This is a genomic window from Novosphingopyxis sp. (assembly GCF_965218915.1).
Taxonomy (GTDB): Bacteria; Pseudomonadota; Alphaproteobacteria; order Sphingomonadales; family Sphingomonadaceae; genus Novosphingopyxis.
The window spans coordinates 1,077,281-1,097,079 of sequence record NZ_OZ244708.1; the positions used below are offsets into that span (position 1 = coordinate 1,077,281).

Annotated in this window: 16 protein-coding genes; 7 read left to right on the plus strand and 9 right to left on the minus strand. The window is 56.0% G+C overall.

All coding sequences use genetic code 11. The features are described from left to right. Positions 1-23 precede the first annotated feature (23 nt). Together ACOQPC_RS04990 and ACOQPC_RS04995 are read left to right on the plus strand one after the other, a co-directional pair. The gene (locus tag ACOQPC_RS04990; RefSeq protein WP_420607554.1) at positions 24-1,901 is read left to right on the plus strand and encodes a copper resistance system multicopper oxidase; all 1,878 of its coding nucleotides are present in this window, start codon (positions 24-26) and stop codon (positions 1,899-1,901) included. After that, the gene (locus ACOQPC_RS04995; protein WP_420607555.1) at positions 1,898-3,118 is read left to right on the plus strand and encodes a copper resistance protein B; all 1,221 of its coding nucleotides are present in this window, start codon (positions 1,898-1,900) and stop codon (positions 3,116-3,118) included. Before ACOQPC_RS04990 ends, ACOQPC_RS04995 begins: the two co-directional genes overlap by 4 nt. Before the next feature lie 682 nt (positions 3,119-3,800). Here the strand turns inward: ACOQPC_RS04995 and ACOQPC_RS05000 are convergent. The 5 genes from ACOQPC_RS05000 to ACOQPC_RS05020 all read right to left on the minus strand — a co-directional run bounded on the left by ACOQPC_RS05000 (position 3,801) and on the right by ACOQPC_RS05020 (position 6,431). Next, the gene (locus ACOQPC_RS05000) at positions 3,801-4,220 is read right to left on the minus strand and encodes a single-stranded DNA-binding protein (protein ID WP_420607556.1); all 420 of its coding nucleotides are present in this window, start codon (positions 4,218-4,220) and stop codon (positions 3,801-3,803) included. A 160-nt stretch (positions 4,221-4,380) separates the two neighbouring features. Next, the gene (locus ACOQPC_RS05005) at positions 4,381-5,439 is read right to left on the minus strand and encodes a Fic family protein (RefSeq protein ID WP_420607557.1); all 1,059 of its coding nucleotides are present in this window, start codon (positions 5,437-5,439) and stop codon (positions 4,381-4,383) included. 187 nt (positions 5,440-5,626) lie between these two features. Next, positions 5,627-5,821, minus strand: coding sequence for a hypothetical protein (locus ACOQPC_RS05010; protein ID WP_420607558.1), 195 nt, complete (start codon positions 5,819-5,821; stop codon positions 5,627-5,629). A 14-nt stretch (positions 5,822-5,835) separates the two neighbouring features. Then, complete coding sequence (locus tag ACOQPC_RS05015; protein WP_420607559.1) at positions 5,836-6,246, minus strand: DUF3768 domain-containing protein; 411 nt, start codon at positions 6,244-6,246, stop codon at positions 5,836-5,838. Next, a complete protein-coding gene (locus ACOQPC_RS05020; protein ID WP_420607560.1) occupies positions 6,243-6,431 on the minus strand; it encodes a hypothetical protein in 189 nt (62 codons plus the stop codon). The genes ACOQPC_RS05015 and ACOQPC_RS05020 overlap by 4 nt, the downstream gene beginning before the upstream one ends. Before the next feature lie 1,171 nt (positions 6,432-7,602). Here ACOQPC_RS05020 and ACOQPC_RS05025 point away from each other — a divergent pair. Beyond that, on the plus strand, positions 7,603-7,752 hold the full coding sequence (locus ACOQPC_RS05025) for a helix-turn-helix domain-containing protein (RefSeq protein ID WP_420607561.1): 150 nt from the start codon (positions 7,603-7,605) through the stop codon (positions 7,750-7,752). 3 nt (positions 7,753-7,755) lie between these two features. On the opposite strand, the gene ACOQPC_RS05030 is transcribed toward ACOQPC_RS05025, so the two are convergent. Then, a complete protein-coding gene (locus ACOQPC_RS05030; protein WP_420607562.1) occupies positions 7,756-8,439 on the minus strand; it encodes a Crp/Fnr family transcriptional regulator in 684 nt (227 codons plus the stop codon). 195 nt (positions 8,440-8,634) lie between these two features. Here ACOQPC_RS05030 and ACOQPC_RS05035 point away from each other — a divergent pair, with 195 nt between their 5' ends. The 4 genes from ACOQPC_RS05035 (at position 8,635) to ACOQPC_RS05050 (ending at position 13,990) form a co-directional block, all read left to right on the plus strand. Continuing rightward, entirely contained in the window at positions 8,635-10,896 is a 2,262-nt protein-coding gene (locus tag ACOQPC_RS05035; RefSeq protein WP_420607563.1) for a TonB-dependent receptor, read from the plus strand. 50 nt (positions 10,897-10,946) lie between these two features. Continuing rightward, positions 10,947-12,236: a CitMHS family transporter gene (locus ACOQPC_RS05040; protein ID WP_420607564.1), complete on the plus strand. Its 1,290-nt coding sequence runs from the start codon at positions 10,947-10,949 to the stop codon at positions 12,234-12,236. Between the two features lie 114 nt (positions 12,237-12,350). Beyond that, positions 12,351-13,676, plus strand: coding sequence for an acyclic terpene utilization AtuA family protein (locus ACOQPC_RS05045; RefSeq protein ID WP_420607565.1), 1,326 nt, complete (start codon positions 12,351-12,353; stop codon positions 13,674-13,676). A gap of 2 nt (positions 13,677-13,678) precedes the next feature. After that, entirely contained in the window at positions 13,679-13,990 is a 312-nt protein-coding gene (locus ACOQPC_RS05050) for a DUF4387 domain-containing protein (protein ID WP_420607566.1), read from the plus strand. 652 nt (positions 13,991-14,642) lie between these two features. On the opposite strand, the gene mobF is transcribed toward ACOQPC_RS05050, so the two are convergent. The 3 genes from mobF to ACOQPC_RS05065 are packed head-to-tail and all read right to left on the minus strand — an operon-like array spanning position 14,643 to position 19,596. Continuing rightward, the gene (gene mobF, locus ACOQPC_RS05055) at positions 14,643-17,405 is read right to left on the minus strand and encodes a MobF family relaxase (RefSeq protein WP_420607567.1); all 2,763 of its coding nucleotides are present in this window, start codon (positions 17,403-17,405) and stop codon (positions 14,643-14,645) included. Then, complete coding sequence (locus tag ACOQPC_RS05060; protein ID WP_420607568.1) at positions 17,405-19,228, minus strand: type IV secretion system DNA-binding domain-containing protein; 1,824 nt, start codon at positions 19,226-19,228, stop codon at positions 17,405-17,407. Before ACOQPC_RS05060 ends, mobF begins: the two co-directional genes overlap by 1 nt. Further along, positions 19,225-19,596: a hypothetical protein gene (locus ACOQPC_RS05065; RefSeq protein ID WP_420607569.1), complete on the minus strand. Its 372-nt coding sequence runs from the start codon at positions 19,594-19,596 to the stop codon at positions 19,225-19,227. Before ACOQPC_RS05065 ends, ACOQPC_RS05060 begins: the two co-directional genes overlap by 4 nt. Positions 19,597-19,799 lie beyond the last annotated feature (203 nt).

Below are 19,799 nucleotides of genomic sequence, written 5' to 3' on the forward strand. Positions count from 1 at the left end.
TGTCTGAAGGAGTTTCAAGTGTCATGCCAATGATCATTTCACGACGAAATTTGTTGGGGGGAGCTGCGCTTGGAGGTGCTGCTGTGGCGGTGCCAGCTTGGGCGCGAGGCAGCGATTTGGCAGGCGGCAGCAATCTACGTGCCGGCTTCGATGAGGTGCGCGGCCGCTCAATCGACCTTAGTATCGGCGAAGGCCACCGCTTGGTTCAGGGCCACGGAGGTCATGGTATTGCGGTGAATGGCAGCGTCCCTGGTCCTCTGGTGCGTCTCACCGAAGGACAAGCGGTGAAGATCAATGTCACCAATACACTGAAAGAGGACAGCTCGATTCACTGGCACGGGATCCTGGTGCCTTTTCAATATGACGGTGTGCCTGGCATCAGCTTTCCCGGTATTAAGCCTGGCGAGACGTTTACCTATGATCTGCCGCCGATCCGCCAGACCGGCACATATTGGTGGCACAGTCATTCGGGCCTGCAGGAACAGTCCGGCCATTATGGCCCGATTGTGGTCGATCCAAAGGGTGCTGATCCTGTCGCTGCGGACCGTGACTATGTGCTGCTCTTGAGCGAGTTCACGCCGCACCATCCGCATGACATTATGGCCAAGCTGAAGAAGGGCGAGGGCTATTTCAATTATCAGCAGAACACCACCACCGACGACTATAATCTAACCGGTGAGCAGCGCCGTATGTGGGCACGCATGCGTATGATGGCGACGGACATTCTGGACGTCACTGGCTCGACCTATACCTATCTCATCAATGGCCACGGCCCGGAGGAGGGCATGGAATACGCGTTCGCGCCGGGTGAACGGGTGCGTCTGCGTATCATCAACGGGTCAGCGATGAGCTTTTTCAACCTGCGAATTCCCGGCCTGCCGATGACAGTGGTTGCTGCCGACGGTCAGAATGTGCGGCCTGTGGAGGTCGATGAACTTCAGATCGGTGTCGCGGAGAGTTATGATGTGCTGGTCGAGCCCGGAGCGTTGGCGGCCTATACTATCGTAGCGGAATCGATGGATCGGTCGGGTATGGCGGTTGCGACGCTGGCGTCCGCTCCTGGCGCCCGTGCGGCGGTGCCGGCGCTTCGCGATCCTCCGGTGCTGACGATGGCCGATATGGGGATGAACCACGGCGGCGGCATGGACGGCATGCAGGGCATGGATCACGGTGCAATGGATCATGGCGCTGCGCCATCGGCTAGCAACGTTATGGCCGCTATGCCTGGCATGGATCGCGGCAACATGGACCATGGAGCCATGGGTCACGGTGCAACGAGCCAGCTCAAGGTGCAGTCGGGCGCTATGGACGGCATGGCCGAGATGGATATGTCCGGCATGAAAATGCGCGACACGTCGCTGCTCCCGCAGGATGTGAAGGTCAGCCCGGGTATTGATATGGTATCGATGAACCCGGTAGATCGCATGGGTGATCCAGGTATCGGGTTGGACAAGGTCGATCACCGCGTCCTCAACTATCGTCAGCTCGCTGCCCTTGCACCCAATGCGGATCGTCGCACTCCTACGCGTTTTATGGAGATCCATCTGACCGGCAACATGGAGCGTTACATGTGGTCGTTCGACGGGAAAAAATTCACGGCGGTCAGCGACGATCCGATCCGCTTTGCGTATGATGAACGCGTGCGCGTGAAGCTGGTCAATGATACGATGATGGCGCACCCCATCCATCTGCACGGTCATTTCTTCGAGCTGGTGAATGGCGCCGATCCGATGCATCAGCCGCTCAAGCATACCGTGATCGTGCAGCCCGGCGGCAGTGCGCAGTTCGATCTTACGGCGAATGAGCCTGGCGACTGGGCCTTTCACTGCCACCTGCTCTATCACATGCATGCGGGGATGTTTCAGACGGTGAGTGTGGCCGCACCGGGAGCCGCGGCGTGAAGGCTGCGGTAGCGCTTCTGCTGCTTGGCAGTGCCGGTCCGGCGCTCGCGCAGCATAATGGGCATCAGATGGCGCCGGGCATGGTGATGCCGACGCCCAAGCCTACGCTCAAAAAGATGCCGCCGCCTCCGAAGGCTGCTCCGGTTAAGCCCGCTCTAGCCAAGCCATCAAGACCCAAGCCTGCCGGATCTAAACCTGTAGCGAAAAAGCCAGCTGCTCATTCTACGCACGCCGATCATTCGATGCCATCGGCGGCAGACATTGCCGAAACAGCGCAAAGCAGCGATGCCAAACAAGTTGGGTCCGGACTGGGCGAGATGAGTGGCATGGATCACTCTGCGATGGATCACGGGCAGATGGATCATGGCGGCATGGATATGCCGATGGGCGATGCTTCAATGGAGCAATCCACCATGGATCACAGCGAAATGGATCATGGCGGGATGGATTATCCCATGATTGCCGCTCCCACTGTCGAGACACCACCACCTGCTGCAGCTGGTAGTGGTCCGGCGCGCGCCGCCGATGCGATTTGGGGGGCGGACGCGATGGCCGCCTCTCGCGCTGAACTCGCCGCAACGCATGGTGGACAGCAGATCTTCTGGTTCATGGCTGACAGGGCTGAATACCGCATTCACGACGGCCGCGACGGGTATGTTTGGGATTTGCAGGGCAGCTATGGTGGCGATCTCGACAAGTTCTTCTACAAGAGTGAGGGCGAAGGTAATTTCGGCGAGCACATCGAGCGCGCCGAGGTGCAGGCGCTCTTGAGCCATGCTATAGCGCCATTCTTCGATTTCCAAGCGGGTGTTCGGCAGGATTTTGCGCCGCGAGACCGCACCTATGCTGTCATCGGGGTGCAAGGGCTCGCGCCCTATCGCTTCGAAATCGATAGCGCGCTGTTCTTGTCCGACCGGGGCGATCTGACGGCGCGGCTGGAAGTGGAGCTGGACCAGCGCATAAGCCAGCGTCTTATCTTGCAGCCGCGTGTCGAGATGAACTTGGCCGCTCAGGATGTGCCTGAATTGGGCATCGGTGCGGGGCTTGACCGCGTGGAATCTGGGCTACGCCTACGGTATGAGATCGTCCGCGAATTCGCGCCCTACATAGGCGTAGAGCAGGAATGGCGTATCGGTCGCAGTGCGCGATATGCTCGCGGTGCTGGCGAGGATCAGTCAGTGACGAATTATGTAGCCGGTATCAAGATCTGGTTTTAATATGATCCCAGCGATGGTTTATCGAATGCCTTTGGCGATGTTCGCATTCAAGCGTCTAGGAGAGCAAGTTTTCTGCGATTTAAACATTGGACAGCACTAATCTGGCGATTTACTTTATATTTGATAATCATTCGATGATTATATTCGAGTTCGCCAAAATTAGCGACGTCGGCAAGCCGCGGTATAATTATTATTATATGAGCGAGGCTTTGGGCCGGTGCGGAGCGGATTTGGGGTGGTCGCAAATACTCTGATGGAGTTTTGTACGGTTTAGCCAACTGTCCGCTAAATTTGCTTTCTCGCATTTAAATTATACAGCTCACCGGCACGCGAAAGTTCGCGCAATTGCAAAAATGCGCGAACTTTCCTGCAAGCTGACAGGTTGATGGAGGCCGAGCCGGAATCGAATTAAACCATAATTTTCTAACAATTACAGATTACTACGATTCGAGCTTTCCTCCGAGGCCCCCGCATTTGCCCCCGCATTTTTTCGCTAAAAAACTGCGGCGGTTCGATTCCAAATCAAAGTTTAGAGTGCACCGACGCTGACCGTAACCGGCAGTCTGCGACAGGACGCTCTGTTATTATCTTTCAAGGTTAAGTTGCAAGCCAAAATTTTCAGTGAAGTTTATTTTTAGGTAAGGCCAAAGGCGGCAGCGCAAATGCGCTGCCGCCTCTACGCTCATTCCTGACCGCTTCGTTCGCCCGCTTTAGCAAGAATGCCGATGCCGTCGGCGAGCATATCGACGGCGTAGCGGGTGGTGCCTTCGGCTTCATAGCTCGACTGGCGAACGCGCCCGGTGACGCGGACAAGATCCCCCTTATCGGCCTTGGCGAGACGGTCTCGCAATTTACCGAACACGGTGACGCGATTCCAATGCGGGTCCGATTTCCATTCATCGCCCTCTTTGCGGTTGTAATTTGCAGCAACCGAAACGTGGGTCACGTCCTTGGCTGCGTCGATCTTGCCGATGCGACCGATGATGTGAAATTCTGCGATGTTCTGCATGGTTCTTCTCCTGATGGTGTCAGGCGAAATGTCCTGACGGACATCAAAGGGCCGCGCGCTGCCTGCGCGCAAGCCAAAAAACGGAGGCTCCATTTATGGAAACCGTAAGCAGAAGGCTGGTTTTTTGCTTGCGCGCATTAAGGCGGCGTCAAGCGGCCAAACGTCCGTCAATTAAGGACAGAGGCTGACCCCCGGTCGGGAGAGATTTGCAGAATTAGGAACTGGATTATCGGTTCGGGTCGTTCAGCAAATTTCAGACGCGGCCATACCAAGTGCCTTTGCCGCTACCGTGCTGTGCAAGATGATTGGCTGAAGCCAGCGCCTGCAAATGTTTCTTCACGGTGTTGCGGTTTGCGCCTGACATGCTGACAATCTGGCTGACAGTTATTCGCCCATGCGCCTTTGCCAGTTCAAGGATTTGCACAGAGAGTTCGGGCAGTTTGACGATGAGCAAATTCTCACGCTCGATCTTCGCCTCCAGCCGCGCCTTCTGACGCTGGAGCGAGGTTAGGAAATAGATAATCCACGGCTCCCATGCGGGCGCATCGCTGCGGATTGTTCCCTGTGTGCGGCGAAGGCATAGATAATAGCCGTCCTTGGTGCTTTCGATCACGCTTTCGAGCGAACTGTAAGGCACATAGGCATAGCCGCAGTGCAGGAGCAGTAGCGTTGTCAGCACCCGCGACAACCGGCCATTGCCATCCTGAAACGGATGGATTTCGAGAAAGACGACAATGAAAATCGCGGTGGCGAGTAGGGGATGAAGCTGCTTCTGATCGAGCGTCTCATTCACCCATGCGACCAGTTCCTCCATCAATCGCGGCGTGTTGAATGGCGTAGCCGTCTCGAACACGGTGCCGATTTCCTTGCCGTCCGCATCGAGGGCAACGACATGATTGGTATTGGTCTTATAGGCTCCGCGATGGCGCGTGTCCTTACTGCTATGCATCAGCAGGTCGCGGTGCAATTGCTTGATATGGTTTTGGGTAAGCGGAATGGCATCGTAAGATGCGAAGACGCTTTCCATCACCTCGGCATAGCCCGCGACTTCCTGCTCATCGCGCGTTTCGAATGTCTGGATTTCAAGGTTGGCGAGCAACCTCTCAACATCGCTGTCCGATAATTTGCTGCCCTCGATCCGTGTCGAGGAACCAATGCTTTCAATCGTCGCAACGCGGCGCAAGGCAGAGAGGCGATCCGGTGCAAGCGTCCCCAGCGCGCGCCACGCGCCCTTGAACTCGTCGTTCTCGGCGATCAGCGAGAGCATCTGCGGCGTAATAGCAAGCGAGGCCGTATTGATGGACATATCCATATTTATATCCGTAAATATCCATAAATACCATACCAAACTTGCATATCCGCATTTTTATCCAGAAATACCCATAATACCCCTGAACTGTGCATATCGCCTCAGCAGCCACACGCTGCCGTGGCGATTTTCAGGCCGGTTGAAACGACGGGTCTGTGGCCCCGACCACCAAGGTCGGGCCTCGCGCATTTCAATCGAACATCTCGATCTGTTTGCGCATCGGATTCCAGAATCCGATGTCGAGCGGCTTCTGCTTACGGCAGGGCTGCATTGGCTGCTCGGCAAGCCAGTCAAGCCGTTCGCCCATGCTGACGGGGGCAACACCCGCCATCATTATTTGGTCGGAATCGGCTTGGATGATTTTGGGGAGGTCTTTGCGTTCCATGGCTTTGTCACAGCTCAATATTCATCGGACAGCATGATGGTCAGGACGCGCCGCGTGATGGCGGGATTGGCCGCATCCTCGCTGGCAAATTCCATCTTGCGGTCGTAATAATCGAGTTTCCAAAACACCCGTTCGCGATCATCTTCTTGGTTTCGCGGGCGCTCGGTCGTCCAGCTTCCATCGCGAAGCTGGTAAATCGCCCCGAAATCGCGTTCGCCATGCGGGTCATTGTCGTCGGTGAAAGCGTCGAAAGTTTCGATAAGTTCGCGGACACATGACTGGTCGGCCTCGGGCAACGACCGAAAGCTCGCCGTAGCGACAGCGGTGCAAGCAACGCCCATTGCGCGACGCGCCAAATCGTTCAGTCGGGCAATGCGGACGGTCTGTTCGCGCGCAGCGTCATCCATTTTAACGGCGGCGCTCATAGCATCCGCTCCCTGCGAGTTTCGCAGATCAGGACTAGCGCCCCAAAATCCTCACGCTCGCCCAGCCGGTCGGCGATCTTGCGAACGCACTCCAGCGGCAAGCCATTCTCATTGGCCAAGCCTCGCAAATAATCGTCGCGGCACTCCGCGCCGCAAGCACGATAATTCAAAAGCAAATCGGTCATTTCAAACCTTCCTTCCCTCGGCTGAAAGCCGCACTGCCTGCGGCATGCGGCTCTGCCTTCCGGCGAGGATGGGAGGGGGAGGGAAAGCCGAATCGTTGCCCTTGGCGCGGGCCAGCGGGCGCACAGCGACCCGCCACACGGGGGTTACTATTCTGCTTTGGGAACGAGAGGGCGAAGCCCTTGGCGTTCCCTCAAGATCAGAAAACGGAGCCGGTCAGGCTCCTTCAATCGCAAAGCGGCCCAGTAAGAACGGCACCCTTGCACGGCGCGACGCCGCCGGATGGTGTGCGCGCGGGGCTGTGCGCCAGCGCCCATCCGGCAAGGAGAGAGGCAAGAGCGCCAGCGGGTCAGCTCAAAAACGCCGCACCCTCAAGGAGCGCAGCGGGAAAGAGTGCGACCTTAAAAATCCCGCTCATTTTCCTACGCTCCCGATCGTCACCCGAAGGGCCAAGACTACAGGCTTGGTGCGCGCAGCGCATAGAGCGGGTCGCCGTCAGGCAGCAAAAAATCACGACCTGACATTTAGATTTCTATAGCGAATCCAGCGTCAAATTTCGTATTCTCATACTGCCCGCGAGCCCGGACAGGCCCATAATCTTTGGGATTGCATACGATGCGGGTCATTCCTGCAACATAATCGCAACTTTCATGAGTATGGGCCGTGTACGCGGAGCGCCGCTACAGAATTCTCGACAAGATCGTTTTAATCGCTGCAAAACGCCGGGTTCAGCAGATCGCATTCGTGATTTCCGGGAACATAGATGACCGGACGGCCCCCAGCGCGCTCCACAAGCCAGCGCACGCCTGCGCTCAACGGATCGTGAATGTGGTCCGCCGCAATTCGCACATCCTACGCGGCTAGCCGCAAGCAAATGAGAAAAAGCGCAATAGAATCGGTTCAGCTGACCGACAGACTGCTCCGCAGTACGGTTGCTGTTGATGGCCAGATGTCCCCCCATGAGGTGCGGATTAACGGGACTCCTGTAAGCAGTTCCGGTATATCCGATGGCCTAATGATCCCCAATCGCCACTCGATCATGTAGACTACCACTAGGAGGTGGAAATAAACGCGATTGCAGGCATCCGCATGAAGAACCCGGCGCATCCCGGCGGCTTCGTCAAGTCGGAGATCATCTAGCCGCTGGGCCTGTCGGTGACTGGGGCAGCAAAAGTGCTGGGCGTGACGCGCGCGACGCTGTCAACGCTGCTCAACGAGCGCGCGCATCTATTGACCGAAATGGCGCTACGGATAGAAAAGGCGTTTGGTGTGTCGATGGACGCTGATGCGGATGCAGAACAGTTTCGACATTGCGCACATTAGCGTTCAATCAGGTTCGATGGCGCTCAGGAGAACTTCTGCCCTTTGACAATACCAAGTGCCTGAGCGCTTCTCGATGAGGCGCGTCTTCTTCAATTTTGCCATTTCTCGCTGCACAGCCTGGCGAGTCACCTCAAGATGTTCTGCGATGTCAATCTGTGTAATAGGTAGCGCGATACTTATCGCGCCATCAGGTTCCGGCTTGCCACAAAATTTTGCAACATTCGCCATCGTAGCGACAATCTGACCACTCAAACGGCGTGTAGAGCGTAGCTCGCGATTCTCAAAGTTCCGCGAAATGTTCCACGCAAACTTGCGGCAAAGTGCTTCGGGAATGTCGGGATGCTTGTGATAAAGATCCCAGAAATCTGACTGGGCCACTTTTTTAATTCGCACCTCAGTGAGCGCCACTGTGGTGTGATTGAAAGGGCGTCCCGCTACCATCGGCGTCTCCCCAAAGGTATTGCCCTTGCGATAGATCAGGATAAGTATTTGTCGGCCGTCACTATGTAATCCGAGAAGACGAAGATAGCCCTCCTCAACTTGATACAAACCATCAGCCGCACCACCAGCATGCTTAAATACCGATCCGGCCGCTATTTCAACCGTGCTCATTCGCTCTTCTATGGCTTGTTGAACGTGATAGGGAAGATCGCGAATCCAGTTTTCGTCGCTCAGCATTCCTATCATCGGATCCTCCCCTTCTTCCTTCCGCAGAGTAGGGAGAATAATTTAATTTGACAAATGCAACCTGGGTTGCACGTGGCAGGTGGGCGATTCGCCTATCCTCATCCTTCAGCTTGCTCGAGGCGATCAATTCATCCGAGCAGCATAAATCTGGAAGCGCTCTTTGGCTTCGTGCGCTTCGACCGGAGGAGGGATGTCATGAAGACCAATTTTGCTATCCTATTTGCTACATCGGCGTTGATGCCTGCTACGCCGCTCCTTGCCCAGCAATCGTCAACGAGCGAGTCAAATGCGCAGCCGCAGGCAGACCAAGAAGAAGATAGTTCGGCCAACGCGACAGGGGCAATCCAAGAAATTGTCGTCACCGCTAGACGTCGTGAAGAGTCCCTTCAAGACACGCCAGTCACAGTCACTGCATTCAGCAATGAAGAGCTAAATGCTCGCGGCATCAATGATATACGGACTCTCGTTCAGGCGACTCCCGGAGTAAGCTTTGATGCCTTCCCTCGTGCAGCTCCGCGTCCATTCTTTCGCGGAATAGGCAGTTCGAACCAAGGCGCTGGAGGCGATCCTTCCTCGGTTGCCTTTCTGGATGGGGTCTATTTGGGTCGCGCCGCAATGCTCGGTATCGATTTTTATGACATGGCGCGCATCGAAGTGCTCAAAGGCCCTCAGGGCACGCTGTTCGGGAAAAACGTCGTTGGCGGCGCGGTCAATTTCATTACGGCCAAACCGGTGAACTTTGCAGAGGCCGCGGCTGAGCTTACTTTTGGCCAATATGAGCAATTGGATGGCCATTTCATGTTGAATGTGCCGGTCAGTGAAGCAATCGCTACACGGTTGGTGCTCGGGGCGATAACTAACGGAGGATTTCGGCAAACACTCGACGGGCGAAATCTGGATGACGAAAACAAGCTCAGCGCGCGATTTCAAACGACCATCGGTTTCGGTGGCGAAACGACACTACTGCTTTCGGGAGACTATGCGCGTCAGGATATTGCACAAGGCGCACGATATAATGTTCGTATACTTCCATTCAATGCAACGGGAGACAATAGAGGTTTCGACGATTTTGATGAACCGCGTATTGCAAACCCTGACCGCCTCGGCGGCATAGATACCGATACTGGAGGGGTGCGTGCTGAACTTAATTCTGATTTTCTCGGCTTCGCAACTCTGACAGCTACCGCCGCATGGCGGGCTCTTGATTTCAGTTCCTTCGAAGATTTCGATGGAACGACGGCGGCACAAAATGCCGCAAATGGAGTGCCGCTGTCCGGAATCCAGGTAATTCAGGCTGAGGATGCTGACAGCTATTCCGCTGAGACAAGGCTGGCTTCATTGAACCAGAATCCGTTGAGTTGGGTGTTTGGTCTTTATTATAACAATGATGACATCACGCGCGTCCGCGAAAGCCAAACCTCCCTAAATCCTCAGACAATCAACGAGTTTACTGGTTTTGCCAATAATCGGAGCTATGCTGCCTTTGGTGAGGCAGAATATAAATTTTCTTTCGGCTTTGGCATATTTGCCGGGGCGCGCTACACCGATGAGAAGAAGGAGTACGAGGTTTTCCGATTGACCGGTCCCCGCGCAGCGCCGGTGGTTGCTTACTCGACAGTCGGTACGCCCGGAATCAGCCGGGAGAAGGAAGTTACCTATCGATTCGGCGCCGACTACCGCTTTAATCCTAATCTTTATGTTTATGGATCGGTATCCACCGGCTTCAAATCGGGGGCTTTCCAAGAGCAACCAAGCGGCCCCGATATCGCTCGGCTTCCGACTGATCCGGAGAAAGTGACCAATTATGAACTCGGAATCAAGACAGATTTCCTGAGCCGTCGCTTACGATTTAACATCACAGGCTTCATCGCGGATTATACCGATTTGCAAACGATCCAGTCTATTCCTGATGCCACCTTGGGGCCTGGTGGGTCGCGCATAGTGACCGATACTGGCGATGCAACGATTGAAGGCATCGAGACCGAGTTCATTTTTGCTCCGGTTGCATGGGTAGACCTGACTGCACGCTACGCGTATCTCGATGCAAAGTTTGACAGCCTTATTCAGACGTCGGCCATTCAGGCCAACGGTCAGCCTGTTTTTAGCGATCTTGCAGGGAACCGACTGAGCCGGACACCTAAGCATGCGCTCAACGCAGCTTTGGGCTTCACTTCATCGCGCACGAGTTGGGGATGGATGCGAGCGATGGTGGTCGCCGACTATCGAAGCGAGATATTTGACGACAATGACAATGATTTTGTTGAGTATCGCCGCCCCCGCACTTTGTGGGACGCCAGCATAACTTATCACCTGAACGATCGCTTTTCGGCTCAGGCTTGGGTCCGAAACTTCACCGATGTGGAGTACCGCACGCATCAGACCGATGTTGCGGGGGGCGTGTTCGTACAATACGGGCCTCCCCGCCAATTCGGCGTTACCTTGAGCGCCGAATTCTAAATGGTCTGTGACAAGGGCGAACAGATGAACCAGCGCGGCAGGCGTCAAGTATGCTGATGTGGCTCGGCTACCTTATGATTGCCAGCTTCATGATACTTATCATGACGCGGCGTATGTCAGCGCTCGTCGCGCTGATTCTTGTCCCGTTGGCATTCGGTTTGCTTGCGGGTCATACGATCGATTTGGGGCCGATGGCCGTAAGCGGAATTGTAGCGCTCGCTCCTACCGCGACGGTGCTTTTATTTGCGGTCTTGTACTTTGCCATTATGATCGATGCCGGTTTATTCGATCCTTTAGTCGATTTTGTACTACGAATCGTGGGAGAAGATCCCGTTCGTGTTGCAATTGGAACTGCCCTTGTCGCAATGATCGTATCTCTAGATGGAGACGGCGCGACTTCTGCATTGATCACAATCACGGCGTTTCTTCCAGTCTATCGACGGCTTGGAATGAATCCGCTGATACTGGCGACCCTCTTGGGACTTTCGATCACCGTAACAAACTTGACTCCTTGGGGAGGGCCAACGGCCAGGGTTGCTTCGGCTCTTCAACTAGAACTGCTTGACGTTTTTGCCCCGCTGATACCAGCAATGCTCTGTGGCCTCGCTTCGACAATCCTTATCGCTTGGTATCTCGGTCGTGGCGAGAGAAGTCGGTTGGCGGAAGGATGTGAAGTTGTGTCGCACGTTGAGTCCGCAATTTCCTTTGATCGCGATCCAGAACTGACCCGACCCAAGCTGTTTCTGGTCAACTTGTTTCTTACCCTAATCCTTTTTGCGGCGGTGCTGTCTGGTGCGATGCCGCTGCCGATTACTTTCATGATTGGATTTTCCATTGCGATGATTGTCAACTATCCCAGTCCTTCGCAACAACGTGCGCGATTGCAGTCTTACGCCGGAAATGCCCTGCCGATTGTTTTGCTGATTCTCGCAGCAGGTGCATTTACAGGCGTGTTAGCGGGAACTGGAATGACTGATGCCATGGCCCAAGGCGCAATGGCTCTTGTTCCTGAGGCGCTTGGGCCGTGGCTTGGTATTGTAACCGCATTTCTTTCCGCTCCGCTGACCTTCGCTTTGTCGAATGATGCTTACTATTTCGGAGTAGTTCCTGTGATTGCCGAAACCGCAAGCAACTATGGAGTCGAGCCTGTCATTATTGCCCGAGCTTCCCTCTTGGCGGGTCCGATTCATGGCCTAAGTCCATTAGTAGCAGCGCTTTACCTAATCGCAGGGCTGATAGGTTGTGAAGTAGGGTCTCTACAGAGATTCGCATTGAAATGGGCAATGCTGGTGACCCTGACACTTATCGCTGCTGCGGTTCTTACCGGAGCAATTACTTAGTCCCTTCGTCTGGCACCCAGCGACTGAGTTTACTGGAGAGTGATTTCAATGGATAGCGAGAATATCACAGGGTCCACCATGATCCTCGTCCCGACAGGATCGCTTGGAGCGGGCGTGGACGAGAATGAAGTTCGTTATGGTATCGCGAAGGGCGCACAAGCGATCGCTTCGGATGCAGGGTCCACCGATAGCGGAGCAGCCTATCTGGCGCTCGGCATTTCGAAGAATAATCGAGAGGCCGTAAAGCGCGATCTTAAGATCCTTATGAATGCAAGCGCCGAAGCCCAAATTCCATTACTGATCGGGTCATGCGGACAGGCGGGTGGCGATTGTAATCTCGACTGGACTCGCGACATCGCTGTCGAAATTGCTCGTGAACTAGAAATTCGGCCGAAAATCGCTTTGCTCTATTCGGAATTAAGCGCGGCAGAGGTAAAGTCCTACAACGCCAGTGGGCGAATTCGCCCATTACCACCTCTTGGGCCTCTTGATGAAGCTACCATTGATTCATGCGCTCACATCGTAGCTGCGATGGGTCCGGAGCCGTTTATTGCTGCACTGCAGGAAGGGGCAAACATCGTCCTAGGCGGACGGACGACGGACACCGCAGTAATCGCGGCATATGCGCTTATGCGTGGCGCTCCCAGAGCGGCGAGCTGGCATGCAGGTAAGATTGCCGAATGCGGCGCGCAGTGCACGGTGAAGGAAACGCCGGGTTCAGGCGTTCTAGTTAGTATTGACGCAGATGGCTTCAATGTAGAGCCATTGAATCCAGCTAATCGCTGTACGCCGCAAAGCGTGTCGGCACACATGCTCTACGAGAACAGCGATCCGTTCAAACTCATTGAGCCCGGCGGAGTGCTCGACGTCACTAACGCAGAATACAAACAGATCGACGATCGGTTTGTCCGTGTGGTTGGCTCGACGTGGGAAACGCGCCCATATACAATGAAGCTCGAAGGTGCTGCGATCGGACGCTTTCAGACTATTATGTTGGTTGGAATTCAAGATCCTGTTGTGCTGAGGGATCCCGAGGCCTTTCATGATCGCATGAAGAAGATCCTAGTTCAGCGCGTTCATGACACCATTGGGGATTCGGCGGGAGATTTTGACATCTCCTTGAGGCTCTACGGATGGAATGCGGTTTCTGGCGAAATTGTTCCAACGGGTGCGATGACGCCCCGAGAGATTGGAGTTCTCTTTGTAGCTACTGCCGACACTCAGGTAATGGCCACTCAAATCGCCAAGGCGTGCAACCCTTATTTTTTCCATATGCCCATGCCGGCTCATACGGAACTTCCCAGTTATGGATTCGCATTCACACCCGCTGACATTGAGCGAGGACCGGTTTACGAGTTCAAATTGAACCATGTAATCGACATCGACGACCCGATGTCTCTGGTCCGGACCGAATGGGTCGATATGCATGGGGAGCCGTAAACATGGCACTGGTCAGAGACGTATGCACTCACCTGCGTTCCAAGAACGCTGGACCTTTCTGGGTTACTATCGACTTCTTTTTTGACGGGGTCGAGAACTTTGAAAAATATGCTTCAAGTCCGAAGCTGAATCGTGCACTGTTCGCTCAATTATTTGAAACTGACGCAGAAATGGTTAAATGCTTTCCGATTAAACGCTTATCGACCCTGAAAGTATCGTATCCCCGCGCAACCCCGCAAGGCGGAATTGTCGAGCGCGATCTGCACTCTGGCCAGCAGTTTGTGAGGTTACTCGATATAGATTTGGGCGAATGAATCGGTGAACGGTAATCCTAAGAGGCAAATGAAGCCATTGCTTGTCGACGCAAGTAGCCCCGGCTTGCCTCAGCCGGTTGGTCTAGGAGCGGGGTGCCGGTCAACAACGGTCAGTTTCTGGTTGCCGCTGAATGAAGTAGGCCAAGTCACCCTCCTTCGAGTTCCGCTTTAGATTTCTTGGGGGGTATAGAACACAGGCGAAAAATAATGATGACACCGTGCAAGCGAGCTACAGCTGCATCATTCGATGAGGGGAACCGGCTTCTCCCGCTCTAATTTTAACAAAGCTGAAGGGGCGCTACGGATTGCTATTTGGCCCCAACTTTGAACAGAAGCGGGACATTTGGATGAGCTGTGAGCCGCATCTCACGGCCGCTGGCCAAGGCAATCCTACCTGAATTCCCTAGAATCAGCGATTTGGCGGACTAACAGTAAGATTGAAATCCGGTGCTGAAAGTCCCTATTGACAAGCACACCGTAATCGGGAGCTAGATCGGGAATGTCCCATCGGCTCTGCTCAATATGAAGGTCCGAGAGTATTCCAAATATGCATGGGTATATATAACGTCCCAAATGGCCAATGTATATTGGCGTCAAACCTCACCAGTTTGTGTATTGCGATGAACCCGCAAAACGCGGAATTGAGCTTGGTTCACCCAAGTCCTGCACCCAGAATCTTCGCCGCTTTCGGCACCGGCATGGCCGCCTGTGCAATCGCAGTCTGTGAAATCCCCGCCCGTTCGCTGATCGCAGATACCAGTTTGGCCCGGTCATTTGTGAAGATTGCAACCGACGCCCTGGCCCTCGAAACGGCAACATAGAATGATTTCTGGTCAACAAGGTTGGTCGCGCGGCTGTCGGCGTGGATTATGACATGATCTGCGGTGCGACCTTGAGCAGCGAAGGCAGTCTCGACATACGCGTGGCGTATATGCTGGTCGCGCGGAGCATTAAGGTTCAGCGTCTGGCTCTGGCCGCGCGGGCTGCGGATTGTGGCGGTGCGCGATTGCTCATCCACCGCTGTCACTTCCCCGCGCGCGCCGTTGATCCGCCCTGCTAGATGGTCATTGCGCGTGAACTGAATACGGTCGCCCGTTTTGAGTTCGAGCGATTGCGGCGAAAAAGCCTGCGCCTTGCTCGCGCCCCATTGCCGCAAGCGCCAGTCAATGTCGCGGCCATCTTCGGATTTGAGAGTGACGGCGGATTTGGCCAAGTCAACGCCCATGACGCGGTAAGCCTCGCCGCGCGTAACGCCCTTATCGGCATAATCGCGGATAAAGCGCACAATGTCCCCTTTTTCGTAACTTATGGGATCACGCGCTTCGGCGCGGGTCAGTCCTTTGGCGACAAGACTTTGCATCTGGGTGGCGGGGCCAGTCAGCGCGCCCGATTTGGTCAGCGCGGCGCGAATGTCGGCGGTCAGGGCATCGCGGCCTTCGCGCGATGGCTCAATCACGAGGGTTTTGTTACGTGCGGCCTTATCGAGCGCAGCATAGTCCTTTGCAATGGCGGCGAAGCGGTCTGCACGATCTGGCGATTCGATGATCCTGCCGCCGCCGCGATCTAGCGCGGCAAGGGCTTTTCGGGCATCGCCTTCGATGGAGGCGAGCACGGCGTCCTTGGCCAGAACATTGGTCTGGCGGACGATCTCGCCCAATTTCGCGGTTTCCATGCCCGCGCTCTGCAACTGGGCAAAAGCTGCGCCTGCCTCGACCGATCCTAGCTGCTTGATGTCGCCAACAAGGATGATGCGGGCATTGTGTTTTTCCGCACGTTCAAACAGTTTGGCGGTATCGCGGGCAGACAGCAACGATGCCTCATCCACCATCCATAGAGCAGGTTTGCCGACACTGGCGCGTTCGGGCGACAACAGATGCCGCGCAACGGTATCACCGCGTGTGCCAAGCGCTTCTCCCAAAACCATCGCCGCCGATGCGGTCGGTGCAAGCGCAGTCACCTTCACGCCCCGCGCTTCGGCCTCACGCGAAATGGTCGCCAAAACGGTCGTTGTTTTGGCGGTGCCTGCGAAGCCCTGCAATGCGGTGATCCGGTTGTGGCTGGTAAGAAGCTGAGTGGTTGATGTGCGCTGATCGGCATTCCAGCCAAAACCCGCACGTTTTGCATCGGCGGCGGCGCTGGCAACAGATTTGGCCGCCTCCATCCGCGATGCAATGGGTGGCATGACACCGCGCCCGTTCGCTTCAAGGCGGAGTAACTTGCCTTCATTCTCAACATTGTTGCGGGTTGTGAACCCTGCAAACTCCGCCCCGCGCCGATCAATAAAGCTGCGTGGCTGCAAGTCGCCCTGTTTGGTTGCCCGGTCGATAGCCTCAACGATCTGGGAATAGCTGACTTTGCCAAGGCCAAAGCGACCAGCCTCTTCCTGCAAGTCGCTTGCGGAAAACACCGATTGGCGTTCGCCCAGCTTATCGGCGGCATGGGCAATAGTGCGGTCGGCGATCAAATCGCCGCGCATTGCTATATCGGCTTTATGTTCGGGCGTTGCTGCTCTGTCCTTGGCGGCATCGACCAGCGCCAATCGCGCCTTGGAATCAAATCCCGCCTTGTCGGCAGTCTTGCGCCAGTCCGTCACCAATGACGCCTGATCTGCCGCGACTTTCGCTTGGCGGGTATCGAGCGCCGCGATCTGCTTTTCCGCCGCGCTGGCTTCGTCGCGGGTCTTGCCGCGCTCGCCAAGCGCCGCCTCAATGGCGGCGCTGCGCGTGCTGAACGCGGCCATCGTCTCGCTCGAAACGCCCCTGATCTCGAACATCGAGTCCTTGGCCGTGGCGATTTCATAGCCAAGCTCGCGAACCTTGAGTGCCAGTTCCTGCCGGTAAATCGCGCCAATCTGTTTTTGCAGCTGATAAATGGCGCGTGGTTCAAGGCTGCGCCATGTGCCATCTTCGCCGCGCGTGGCATTGAGAATGACATTATGCGTGTGGAGCTGCGGGTCTTGGGCGCGGCTGGTGCCATGCTGGAAACTGGCGATGGCCAGATTGCCGGTTGCCTCGCGGGTCACAGCGCCGCCCTCGCGAATGCGGGTTGCTGCCATATGCTGCTCGACATGCGCCAACGCGGTTTTGACCGCCGCGCCATGCGCGGCAATCAAACGCCGGTCGCCTGCTACCTCGGCCATGATCGACACGGATTTGGGCGCGCTCAGGGTCACATCCCAGCCAGAACGATGCTCAAGCACGCCATCGCGGACGGTCCCCAATTGCTGGCCCGCAACCCTGCCGTCGAGCAAGTCCCGGAATTTCGCGCGGTCAATGTCGCCGGACAGGCCAAGTGCCTCCGCGCCCTTTCCGTTCCATTCGGACGGCGAAAGCCCGCCTTCGGCATAATAGTCATCGGCCTCGTAATAGCTCGCGGCTTGGCCCGAACTTGAAAGAGCGGAAACGGACGCAACCATTATACCGGCCCGTCATCGGAAACTGCGGGTGGCGGTAGTGGCGACGGGGCATCGGCGTTCTGCTGCCAAAGCGTGGTTTTCATATCGCCCGCGATGAAAGCGGGGTGTCTGGCGCTCCCGCGCGATTTCAAATGATCGGCGGTCATCTTGATGCGCGCCACGGGCAAACCATCGGGTAACAACAGGAAGGCCTCATATTTGGGGAGGCGCAATTCGCTCTCCAATATCGCAGGGCGGGTTCTGCGGATTTTGCTCAATGTGGTTCGCGGCTTGTCATCGCCGTCTGCCAGAGCATCCGTCATAGTGTGGATTTCGACCTCGCAATCACCAATGGTCTGGCTGGCCCAGAGGCGGGTTTCGCTGTCGATGGTCTGCAAGAACAATTTCGTGTTGCAACAGCCCAGCATGGATTCGGCTATCTGCGGCCCGTAACGGTGGCGCATCTGACCCAATGCCTGAAAGGTCAGAACCACGGCGGCCCCGAATTTGCGCCCTTCGGGCAATAGCCGCGCCATATTCTCGACGCGCGGCAAGTCGGCCAGCTCGTCAAGAATGAACCAGATACGCCGGTCGGGCGAAGGCGTCAGTCCCAGCACCGCGCTCGCGGCGCATTCCAGCCAACAGGCAAGCAACGGCTTGGATGCTTCAAAATAATCCTCTTTGCGCGGCACGAATATCCACGGTTTCGGACCTGATCGCTTGTCGAGAGTAGAAATGAACTCGCGGAATGCGAAGGGATCACCTTCGCCCTCATTGCGCAAAAACTGAATCAAATTGGCGGCTTTGGCGAGCATGAACAGAACACTGCCGGTGGCGCGGTCGGCATCTTCGGCAAAGGTGCGCGCCGATGAACTGCCCGCCAGCCATGTTTTTAGGTCATCCTTGGTCCGGGTCTGCAAGGCGCTCAGCAAATCTTGCAGGCTGCATTTGCCTTCGTGCCATAGCGCCCGCAGCATATTGGCAACCAAGATGCGGCTGGTTTCCAGCCACACGTCGCGGTCGTTCTGGCCGGTTTCGGTGATAAGCTGATGCGCGATGCGGTCGGCATCGGCGGGATGGGCGATTTCATCGAAAGGCGACCAGAAAGCGCAGCGCCCGTCAAACGGGTTCAGGATGATATCGCCGCGTTCGGGATTGTAATAATGCGCCACGAACTCGCCGCTGGTGTCATAAACCAATGCCGCTTCGCCCCGCGCCTCGATGCCGTCAAGCATTTGGCGAAGGGCTGTGGTCTTGCCGCTACCGGTCGTGCCGATCATTGCCATGTGCCGCGTCTCAAGCCGGTTCGGCAAGGGTACGCTGCCAATCGACAGGGCGCGGCTGTCCGACTCATCATTGGTCAGCTTGGCAAGACTGGCTTCGCTGGTAACAAGCGTTCCGGCAATCACGCGGTCGCGCAAGGCCGCTTCGCGTCGCCGCGCGGCAACACCGCGCAACAGGATCAATCCCGCCAACCATCCGACAAAGCCGAGGCAAGCACCAATCCCGAATTTTGAAATGACTGTGCGATTGCTATCCCGGTAATAGGGATAGGCGATGACAGCATGGGTGGGCACTGCATATCTGGCACCATCGACGCGGATGATTACAGTCGGATTGGCAATAGTGCCTTCTGCAAACCACTTCTTGGCCCCAGCATATTGATAAATGGCCGCTGCCCGAAACACTTCTGTGTCGAGCATCGCATAGGGCGTGACGATTGCACCCAGGGCAATTGATGCCAGCATGACTCCGGCCTGCCGTTTGAAGCGGGTAAACTGGTTGGTGCGGCTGTGCCGACGCACCGCGTCGGCATGGGTGCGACGGTCGCTGTCGTGGTTCACGATTGCACCTCCCGCGACAGCCGCCGCTGGCGATCATAGGCAGCGGTGATCTCGGCGGTTATGGTTTCGTCGGTCTTGTGGGTGCCCTGCGAAGCATTGCGGGCGTAGCAATAGGCTGCGCATGATGTGAACAAGGCGCGGTCAAGCATCCTCTCTACATCGACAATCCGCGTGCTAATGGATGCCAGTTCGGTGACAATTTCGTCGCTGTCGGTATCCCTCGCTGGCGGGTTTACTTGCACCGCAATTCCGGCTTTCACGCTACGTTGAAGCATCGCATAAACGCTGATGCCTTTTCGTTCGGCCAATGACCGTAAAGCCTTATCGAGCGCGACAGGCAGTCGGACGGAGTGGTGGACAGGCTTCATAGCGCCGTCTCCGCGAGGGTGCGCTGCGCACCCTCGAAAAATGGCGCAATTGCGCGACTTTGATGGTCCAAGAATATCGCGCACCCTTGGCGCACCCTCGAAAAATGGCAGAAAAGCTGGATGCACCCGTGCGTGAGGTGTGTATCTAAATTGCTGGTCCGATACGAAGTATCGCGGCCATCTTCTTTTCTCCAAATTGCGAG

Coding starts and splice junctions, on each gene's coding strand:
- ACOQPC_RS05005 (WP_420607557.1), bottom strand. CDS start 5,439: ATGGATATGTCCATCAATACGGCCTCGCTTGCTATTACGCCGCAGATG.
- ACOQPC_RS05040 (WP_420607564.1), top strand. CDS start 10,947: ATGCTGATGTGGCTCGGCTACCTTATGATTGCCAGCTTCATGATACTT.
- ACOQPC_RS04990 (WP_420607554.1), top strand. CDS start 24: ATGCCAATGATCATTTCACGACGAAATTTGTTGGGGGGAGCTGCGCTT.
- ACOQPC_RS05020 (WP_420607560.1), bottom strand. CDS start 6,431: ATGACCGATTTGCTTTTGAATTATCGTGCTTGCGGCGCGGAGTGCCGC.
- ACOQPC_RS05050 (WP_420607566.1), top strand. CDS start 13,679: ATGGCACTGGTCAGAGACGTATGCACTCACCTGCGTTCCAAGAACGCT.
- ACOQPC_RS05000 (WP_420607556.1), bottom strand. CDS start 4,220: ATGGAGCCTCCGTTTTTTGGCTTGCGCGCAGGCAGCGCGCGGCCCTTT.
- ACOQPC_RS05065 (WP_420607569.1), bottom strand. CDS start 19,596: ATGAAGCCTGTCCACCACTCCGTCCGACTGCCTGTCGCGCTCGATAAG.
- ACOQPC_RS05010 (WP_420607558.1), bottom strand. CDS start 5,821: ATGGAACGCAAAGACCTCCCCAAAATCATCCAAGCCGATTCCGACCAA.
- ACOQPC_RS05015 (WP_420607559.1), bottom strand. CDS start 6,246: ATGAGCGCCGCCGTTAAAATGGATGACGCTGCGCGCGAACAGACCGTC.
- ACOQPC_RS05035 (WP_420607563.1), top strand. CDS start 8,635: ATGAAGACCAATTTTGCTATCCTATTTGCTACATCGGCGTTGATGCCT.
- mobF (WP_420607567.1), bottom strand. CDS start 17,405: ATGGTTGCGTCCGTTTCCGCTCTTTCAAGTTCGGGCCAAGCCGCGAGC.
- ACOQPC_RS05030 (WP_420607562.1), bottom strand. CDS start 8,439: ATGATAGGAATGCTGAGCGACGAAAACTGGATTCGCGATCTTCCCTAT.